This is a genomic window from Nitrospirota bacterium, assembly GCA_040756155.1.
Taxonomy (GTDB): domain Bacteria; phylum Nitrospirota; class Thermodesulfovibrionia; order JACRGW01; family JBFLZU01; genus JBFLZU01.
This window is the reverse complement of record JBFLZU010000107.1, coordinates 1-8,877: the sequence shown is the minus strand read 5'-3', so window position 1 is coordinate 8,877 and position 8,877 is coordinate 1. Positions and strand designations below refer to the sequence as shown.

Sequence of the window (8,877 nt, the reverse complement as noted above, 5' to 3'; positions counted from 1 at the left end):
AAACAGTACCTTTTTCATCTAAGTATCCTCTCCTTATAATTATATCTATTACCTAATAGAATATACTTTTCTCCTTCCAATATTCTATCATTTTATCAAGCACTTCTCCGAACTTGTCCTTTAGATTTACCATTTTGCCTTCTATGAAAAAACAGTGCAAGTAAACCCCACACCCCACTTTCGTGGGGTGCGAGGACTGCGCGGGTGAGGCTTTAAACCCCACCCTTGCTATATTTTTTTACCCCGCCTAAAAGGCGGGGCTTTCTGGGTGCGGGGTAAAATTTCAAACTCAGCCTTCTATCAGTGACATGTTTAAACTCTGTGTTCCTAATTCTTACTAATTCTTAAGATGTTATGCTTTGAAAAAGGGGTCAATGTAACCGAGGACTGCCTCTAAGGACATCACCTAACCACGGCACACTGCCTTTTGGCATAGTATATGGAAAGGCCAATCCCTCAAGCATGCTTGAGGCAATTAAATTAGCATCAACACTGAGGCTGTAGAAACCTTAATTATTATCTCCTTCCTCTTTTTCCTCCTCTACTGCCTCTTTCACCAAATCGCTCTCTCTTCTGCTGGGGTCTTGCTTCATTTACTGTCAGCGCCCTACCCATAAATTCTTTACCATTAAACATGGCTATTGCTTTTTCGGCATCTGCCTTCGAGGACATCTCAACAAAACCAAATCCTCTCGGCTGGTCAGTATATGAATCTAGTATTATTCTTACAGATTCAACTTCCCCTGCCTGTGAAAATAAATCTTTGACCTCACTCTCCGATGCCTGAAAGGAGAGATTTCCCACATAAAGCTTTGTGCTCATCCTCATTCCTCCTTGGTCGATAAAAACCCACTTTTCCAAAAATCTCTGCGGGCCGCTCCAAAAACCTTTGAAAGCAAGAATATAATGATTTATATTGTAAACTTTGTCAAGAAATAAAAATAATCCCCCCCGAATCCGATTGTTAACGTTTATTTTATGTTTATGAAAAGCTAACCCTTAGTGCTATATTTGTGGAAATCTTATCACAGGAGGTTGCCATATTCAAGTATGAAATAACTCTCCCCAAAAACACTTGACAGTAAAGAAACTGCGATGTTACCATTTTTTCATGGATTATAGAGAAACGCTGAATTTACCAAAAACAGACTTCCCAATGAAGGCAAACCTCACGGAAAGAGAACCCGAAATACTTAAGCATTTGGAAAGCAAAAAGATATATGAGAAACTTCAGCAGAAAAACAAAGACCTGCCTGTGTTTATACTCCACGATGGTCCCCCCTATGCAAATGGTCATATACACATCGGGCACGCCCTGAACAAGATACTTAAAGATATAATCGTGAAGTTTAAATCCATGGAAGGATACTCTTCTCCATTTGTCCCTGGATGGGACTGTCATGGACTCCCTATAGAGCATCAGGTTGATAAAGGACTTGGAGATAAGAAAGAAAGCATATCTATTGAAGAGAAAAGACAACTCTGCAAGGAGTATGCGGAGAGGTTTATTCATATCCAGAGGGAAGAGTTCAAGCGTCTTGGTGTATTCGGAGACTGGGGAAGCCCTTATCGAACTATGGATTATAAATACGAGGCGACAATCGTCCGCGAATTTGGGAAATTTGTTGGACTCGGGGCAGTGTATAAAGGTAGAAAGCCAGTATACTGGTGTCCTACCTGTGTTACAGCACTTGCAGAGGCAGAGGTGGAGTATATGGATCGCGAATCTCCGTCGATCTATGTAAAGTTCAAAGTCAAAAACCCTGAATTACTGTTTACCGTCCACTGTTCACCGTCCACCGTTTATTTTGTTATCTGGACGACTACACCATGGACACTCCCTGCAAACCTTGCACTCTGTCTTCACCCTGAATACGATTATGTTGCGGTATCAGCAAACAACGAGGTATATCTCGTTGCAGAAGGACTTCTAAATGATGTGATGGAACGATTGAAGGTTGAAAAATATGAGGTTCTTCATCGCATAAAAGGAAAGGAACTTGAGGGTATTCATGCAGAACATCCGTTTATAAAGAGGGAATCCATTATCATCCTCGGCGAATATGTCACACTTGATCAAGGGACAGGAGTAGTTCATACTGCACCAGGACATGGACAGGAGGATTATGAGATGGGTATTAAATATGGTCTCGATATATTATCTCCTGTTGATGATCACGGGAGATTCACATCAGAGGTTGAGCGATTTTCAGGGCAGAATGTCTTCAGGGCGAATAAAGGCATAATAGAAAGGTTAAGGGAGCTTGGTGCACTTCTATATGAAGAGAAGATCATCCATTCTTACCCTCACTGCTGGAGATGTAAAAAACCTGTTATCTTCAGGGCAACAGAGCAATGGTTTATCTCAATGGAGACTAACAATCTCAGAAAGAAGGCGTTAGAAGGTATAAGCTCGGTAACATGGATACCACACTGGGGGGGGGAGCGGATATACGGGATGATTGAGAATAGACCTGACTGGTGTATCTCAAGACAGAGGGCATGGGGAGTTCCGATAACACTCCTTTCATGTATCCCCTGTGGAGTTTTTTTGATGGACAGGAGGCTTGTTGAGTGTGTAGCTGATATAATTGAGAAAGAAGGAGCGGATGCATGGTTTACAAAGACTGTTTCAGAGTTTCTGCCTCCTGATATAAAGTGCCCATCATGCGGGAGCAGAGAATTCAAAAAAGAGACAGGTATCCTTGATGTCTGGTTTGACTCAGGTGTGAGCCATGCAGCGGTGCTGAAGGAAAGAGAGGAACTACGATGGCCTGCTGACCTTTACCTTGAGGGTAGCGACCAGCACAGGGGATGGTTTCAGAGTTCTCTGCTTACATCCGTAGGGGCAGATGGTATTGCTCCTTATAGGACAGTCCTCACACACGGATTCGTAGTGGATGGTGAAGGAAAAAAGATGTCTAAATCTGCAGGAAATGTTATTGCCCCTCAGGAGGTGATTAATCGCTATGGCGCGGAGATACTGAGACTCTGGGTATCCGCCCAGGATTATAAAGAGGATATCCGTATCTCAGATGAGATTCTCAGGAGACTGGTCGAGGCATACAGGAAGATAAGAAATACATGTCGTTACCTGTTAGGGAATCTTTATGACTTTAAACCTGACGAGGTAAAGATTACTAGCGATGACTTGATGGAAATAGACCGCTGGGCGCTCTTAAGTTTTCAGAGATTAGTAAAAAAGTGCTTGAGGGCATACAGGGAATATGAGTTCCATGTGATCTTCCATTCGGTATATAACTTTTGTGCTGCAGATATGAGTGCGTTTTACCTTGATGTCCTGAAAGATAGGGTATATACATACAGGGCTGATTCAAAAGAAAGGAAGACTGCACAGTGGACTATGCACTATATACTCCATGGGCTGATAAGGCTTATTGCCCCTATACTCTCTTTTACAGCAGAGGAAGTAAGGGGCTACCTGCCAGACGAGAAAGGGCTTGAAGAAAGTGTATTTCTTTACCGTATGCCCTCTGTAGATGAGAAATATCTTGACGAAGATCTTGATAAGAGATGGGAAAAACTTCTTAAGGTGAGGGAGGAAGTAAATAAACAATTAGAGATAGCCAGGAAGGAACAATTAATCGGCAATTCCCTCGAGGCAAAGGTATCACTTTATCTTTCTGATGAACTAATGGACTTCTTATCAGGCTACGGAGATTTCCTCCCCACACTTTTCATAACCTCTGCTGTAACCCTGAATCCCGAAAAAGATGCGCCTTCTATGACAGTATCCAGCACAGAGATCAGAGGACTGAAGGTTCTTATTGAGCGGGCTGATGGTTTAAAGTGTGAAAGATGCTGGAACTACAGCAATGATGTTGGAAAATACCCTGAGCATCCTACAATATGTGACAGGTGTTTTAAGGCAATCAGGTGAACAAATATGAACAAATATATATCGGCTTTAGCCATTTCAACAATTGTGGTTATTATTGACCAGATATCCAAGTATATTATTCAGGAGGTAATGTCTTCAGGCCAATCGATATATGTGATAGAGGATTTCTTTAACCTTACTTATATAAGGAATAGGGGAGGGGCATTCGGGATATTTTACGGAATGGATGAGGTATTTTTTCTTGTTGTATCATTCATAGCAATTGTAGTGGTTATTGTATATATTTATAAACTCCATGAAAGGGAGAGACTTCTCATTGTTGCCCTCTCATTCATATTGGGTGGTGCTATCGGTAATCTCATAGACAGGATTCTTTATGGAGAGGTCATAGATTTTATAGATCTCTATATAGGAGAATACCACTGGCCTGCATTTAATATCGCTGATCTCTCTATAACGATCGGAGTCCTGATGGTAATCTTAGATATCTTTAAAGGTTCGCATAAGGGGCATAAATAACTATGCATCCGATACTGTTTAAGATTGGTCCAATTACTATTTATACCTATGGTGTGTTGATTACCGCTGGTTTTCTTCTTGGACTTGCCCTCGCAGTAAGACAGGCAAAGAAGGAGGGGATAGAACAGGCGAGGATAGTGGATCTTGGATTATACATCATTATTAGCGCCATCATTGGTTCACGGCTTCTATATATAATTACCCACTATGAGTATTATATCAAGAAACCACTTCAGATACTGAAGGTATGGGAAGGGGGATTGGTCCTCTATGGAGGACTTTTTCTTGCGATAGCTGTGGGTCTCCTCTATCTCAAGAAAGCTAAGTTACCTGCATGGAAGGTTGCGGATATTATTGCCCCATCTATAGCCATAGGATTGACGATAGGGAGATGGGGCTGTTTTTCTGCAGGTTGTTGCTACGGGAGAGAGACAGACCTTCCGTGGGGTGTAGTCTTCACAGATCCATATTCACTTGCGAGGCTTGGCGTCCCATTGCATCCAACACAGCTCTACGAATCACTGGGTTCTTTTCTCATCTTCTTAGTCCTTGTTATTAAGCGAAGAAAAAAGACATTCGAAGGACAACTTTTCTTATTATTTCTACTCCTTTATTCTATTCTTAGATTCGTAATAGAGTTCTTCAGGGCTGATGAGGCAAGAGACATACTTTATAACGGTATTTCTATCGCACAGGGGATTTCTATAATAATTGCAGTGGCCTCGATGGTTATTCTCATTAATCGTAAAAAACAGAAACAGGAAAGGATGACCTGATTATGAACACTATCTATCTTACATCCGCAAGGGCAGAAAGATGGGATTATAGATACAGCATGCCAGGCAAGCTTGAAACACTGCTAAGGCATGTAGATATAACTAAATATTTTGAAGAGGATGAATGGGTTGCTGTCAAAACTCACTTTGGCTCTGAGGGAGCACACAGGGTCATCAGACCTGTCTTTATAAGAAAGATAGTTGATGCAATAAAGAACACTGGTGCTAAGCCATTCGTTACCGATACCGTGAGGATTAAAGGGATTGACTACCTCGAGGTGGCGAATATTAATGGTATAAACCATCTCTCCTGTGGTGCGCCAGTAATCCTTGCTGATGGACTATACGGTAATGATAACATCCTTGTGCCTGCAGGAGAGATACTCGGTGAAGTTGCGGTCGCATCAGTGATCTATGATGTCCCTGCAATGGTAGTATGCTCACATATAAAAGGGCATATCCAGGCAGGCTACGGTGGAGCAATAAAGAATGTATCTATGGGTGGAATGAGTTCCAGACACCGGGTCTACGGTTGGGAAAAGGGAAGAGGCAGCGTCCATACATTTGGAGAAGGTAAACTCGACTGGAATAAAGATAAATGCACATTGTGTTTGCAATGTCAGTATATCTGTCCATTGCAGGTGATTATATTTGAAGGGGAGGTGTTTACATACAACGAAGAGGATTGCTGGCGTTGTGGTAGATGCACGAGGGTCTGTCCCGAAAGTGCGCTTATGCTGCCCTCTGATGATGAAAGATTCCAGAAAGCCCTTGCAGAATCCGCTAAGGCGGTGCTTTCTACATTCAAAGATAAGAAGGTTATCTATATCAATTTTCTCACAGAGATACAGCCAGAATGCGACTGCATGCCTGTTGCAGATGTGCCTGTAATTCAGGATCAGGGGATACTCTTATCTGACGATATTGTAGCAATAGAACAGGCAACGGTAGACATACTCAAAAGGGCATTTCCACTTCCACAGTCTGTTGCCTCTGATAAGGGGATTGCTGCTGGTGAAGATGTCCTTGGTATTGTGAATCCAAGACCATATCAGATGCAGATAGACGAGGCTGAACGATTGGGGCTCGGGATAAAAGAATATACCCTCGTTGAAATAGGTCGTTAGTGAAAAAGACTCGCCTCATATTACTTATTATACTATTGAGTTTGCCGATACTTATAATTGTGGCATACACTGCTTATTCACCTTATCCCAATGGTGATGGTGTTCCTTTCAATAGGAAGATGAATGGTATCTGGTTGGCACACAGGTGGTTTACAGGAGATTATAAAGAGAGTGAGGTATCAGAGCTTGTTTTAAGGTTAAAGAATAATGATATTAAATACATATTCTTGCACGCAGGACCTCTTAAGACGGATGGAGAAATCCCAGCGTATTCTTTGGAGACGGTGAGGTATTTTATCAGGGCAGTGAAGGTCTTGTCGCCAGATATTGTTGTTCTTGCGTGGTTAGGTGGCCTGAACAAAGAGTTTAAAGGGAATCTTGATATAGGTCAAAATGAGGTTATTATGAGAATTGGAAATGTAAGCAGAGAGTTAGTAGATACAGGGTTTGATGGTATACATCTCAATATAGAACCACTCAGAGATGGCGATAGAAACTTTATCAGACTGCTCAGTTCCATAAAGGAAATGATAGGCTCCGAGAAAATATTATCCGTTGCCTCAATGAAGTGGCGAGGTATAAGGATTCCTCACATATGGCATGATAAGTGGTTCTGGGGCACAGGGTATTACAAAGATGTCGCAAAGGAGGTTGATCAGGTTGTAACAATGCTATATGATACATCAATACCGCTTAAGAAGGCATATGTTTGGTATATAAAGAATCAGACGAGGAATATTCTGAATGCTGTTGCGGTGAGTGGTAACTTGCAGTGTGAGGTATTGATCGGACTTCCAGCCTACGATAAAAAGACAAGGGTACATAATCCCGAAGTGGAGAACATAGAGAACGGGCTATATGGTGTTATAGCAGGGCTCGAGAAGTGGAATCAAAAAGCAGGATTTGCTGGAGTCGCTATATATGCACACTGGGTGATGGATGAAAAAGAATGGATGACATACAGGAGACTTTGGACAGGAGAGTAATGGATTATGTGCTTATTAATGTTTTTAGGAGTTTTATCCTGCTCGGGTGTTTGAGTTTTCTTAACGCCTTTGCCTCTATCTGTCTTATGCGTTCTCTGGTTACTGATAGATGTCTTCCAACCTCTTCAAGGGTGTGGTCTCTTTCCATACCTATACCGAAACGCATACGGATGACCTTTTCTTCCTTGGGTGTAAGGGTGTTGAGAACACTCTGAAGCTGTTCTGAAACCTCCCTCGTTTCTGCCTCATGATAGGGTGAGGGTGTCTCCTTATCTCCAATGAAGTCACCGAGCACACTGTCATCATCACCCACAGGGGTTTGTAGACCAATTGGCTCCTGTATTGCCTTGAATACCTCTATAACCTTTCTCGTAGGAGCACTTATTTCTGTGGCAATCTCATCTGCTGTAGGCTCTTTTCCCAATCTCTGTGAAAGCTCTCTTGATGCCTTTGTAACCCTATTATAGAATTCCATCATATGCACAGGTACTCTAATGGTCTTGGTCTGGTCGATAAGCGCTCTTGTTATCGCCTGCCTGATCCACCATGTTGCATAGGTGCTGAATTTGAACCCCTTTTCATATTTAAATTTATCAACCGCTTTCATCAATCCTATATTACCTTCCTGAATGAGATCAAGGAGTGGTAATCCTCTTCCAACATAATTCTTAGCGATATTGACCACAAGCCTGAGATTTCGTGTTATTAGTTCATTCTTTGCTCCCTGCATCAAGTTTTCTGCCTTTTTAATATTTTTTCCGAATTCCTTTAATCTTTCAGTGCTATTGCCTGTTTCCTCCTCAATATTTCTGAGTTGCCTTTTTAGCTCCCTTAGTGTTTTTTTGTTTTTGCAGTATCTTATCTTTCTCTCGAGTTCCTGCACTCTATCTATTAGTGGTTTTAGTCTTTCTATCACAGTTTCAACAAGTATTTGAGTACTTTCGTGTTCTTCCAATTCGCTGGTAGCTGTCTCCTCGATCACGGTGTTTATGAGTCTGGTTGAAATAGCAATTCCCCTGAGTGCCTCAACCCCTGCCTCAAGTTTTTTAGCGAGGGTAATCTCTTCTTCCCTTGTGAGAATAGAAATGTTGCCCATCGAGTGAAAATATGTCTGGACGAGGTCTTCGGGTCTTTCAATTACTTCTAACTCTTTTTCCTCTATCTCTTTTGGTCTTTCTTCTTCTGCCTCTACAATTCTTATACCCATGTTGTTTAAGAGACCCATAAGATCGTCTATGTCTTCAGGAGAAAAGAAGTCTGATGGAAGCGCGTCATTTATCTCATCATAGGTCAAGACACCTCTTCTCTTTCCGAGGTCAATCAGCTCTTCAAACACATCGTTATCTTTCACTTTCTCTTTTATCCCCCTTATCCTTTTATACGCAATATAAAAACCCACTTTCGTGGGGTTCCAGACCGTATATTAAAATCTTTTCTTTTTATATTATATTATTCTTTTCTTTTTATATTATTCTTTGTCTCTGGTGTAGTGAGGTATCTGAGGTAGTGGGTAGTGGTCAAGCCTCACGGCTGATTAGTACTGGTTAGCTAAGCGCCTTACGGTGTTTACACATCCAGCCTATTGAACTGGTAGTCTACCAGTAGCC

The 8,877-nt window shown here is 41.8% G+C and carries 7 protein-coding genes and 1 rRNA gene; 5 read left to right on the top strand and 3 right to left on the bottom strand.

Translation table 11 applies throughout. The features are described 5' to 3' along the window. Window positions 1–516: 516 nt before the first annotated feature. Window positions 517–822 carry an RNA-binding protein gene (locus tag AB1488_10140; protein MEW6410450.1) on the bottom strand — a complete coding sequence of 102 codons (306 nt, stop codon included), beginning with the start codon at window positions 820–822 and terminating at the stop codon, window positions 517–519. A 289-nt stretch (window positions 823–1,111) separates the two neighbouring features. On the opposite strand from AB1488_10140, the gene ileS reads away from it, so the two are divergent. Genes ileS through AB1488_10115 form a run of 5 tightly spaced genes read left to right on the top strand, consistent with a single transcriptional unit; the run spans window position 1,112 to window position 7,270 of the window. Beyond that, window positions 1,112–3,901: an isoleucine--tRNA ligase gene (gene ileS, locus AB1488_10135; GenBank protein ID MEW6410449.1), complete on the top strand. Its 2,790-nt coding sequence runs from the start codon at window positions 1,112–1,114 to the stop codon at window positions 3,899–3,901. A gap of 6 nt (window positions 3,902–3,907) precedes the next feature. Continuing rightward, window positions 3,908–4,381: a signal peptidase II gene (lspA, locus tag AB1488_10130; GenBank protein ID MEW6410448.1), complete on the top strand. Its 474-nt coding sequence runs from the start codon at window positions 3,908–3,910 to the stop codon at window positions 4,379–4,381. A 2-nt stretch (window positions 4,382–4,383) separates the two neighbouring features. Continuing rightward, on the top strand, window positions 4,384–5,157 hold the full coding sequence (lgt, locus tag AB1488_10125) for a prolipoprotein diacylglyceryl transferase (GenBank protein MEW6410447.1): 774 nt from the start codon (window positions 4,384–4,386) through the stop codon (window positions 5,155–5,157). 2 nt (window positions 5,158–5,159) lie between these two features. Next, window positions 5,160–6,284: a DUF362 domain-containing protein gene (locus tag AB1488_10120; protein ID MEW6410446.1), complete on the top strand. Its 1,125-nt coding sequence runs from the start codon at window positions 5,160–5,162 to the stop codon at window positions 6,282–6,284. Window positions 6,285–6,319: 35 nt separating this feature from the next. Further along, a complete protein-coding gene (locus AB1488_10115) occupies window positions 6,320–7,270 on the top strand; it encodes a hypothetical protein (protein ID MEW6410445.1) in 951 nt (316 codons plus the stop codon). Between the two features lie 4 nt (window positions 7,271–7,274). Here the strand turns inward: AB1488_10115 and AB1488_10110 are convergent, their stop codons facing one another. Both AB1488_10110 and AB1488_10105 read right to left on the bottom strand, forming a co-directional pair. Next, window positions 7,275–8,621, bottom strand: coding sequence for a sigma-70 family RNA polymerase sigma factor (locus AB1488_10110; protein ID MEW6410444.1), 1,347 nt, complete (start codon window positions 8,619–8,621; stop codon window positions 7,275–7,277). A 162-nt stretch (window positions 8,622–8,783) separates the two neighbouring features. Further along, window positions 8,784–8,877, bottom strand: a 23S ribosomal RNA gene (locus AB1488_10105); the annotation flags it as partial.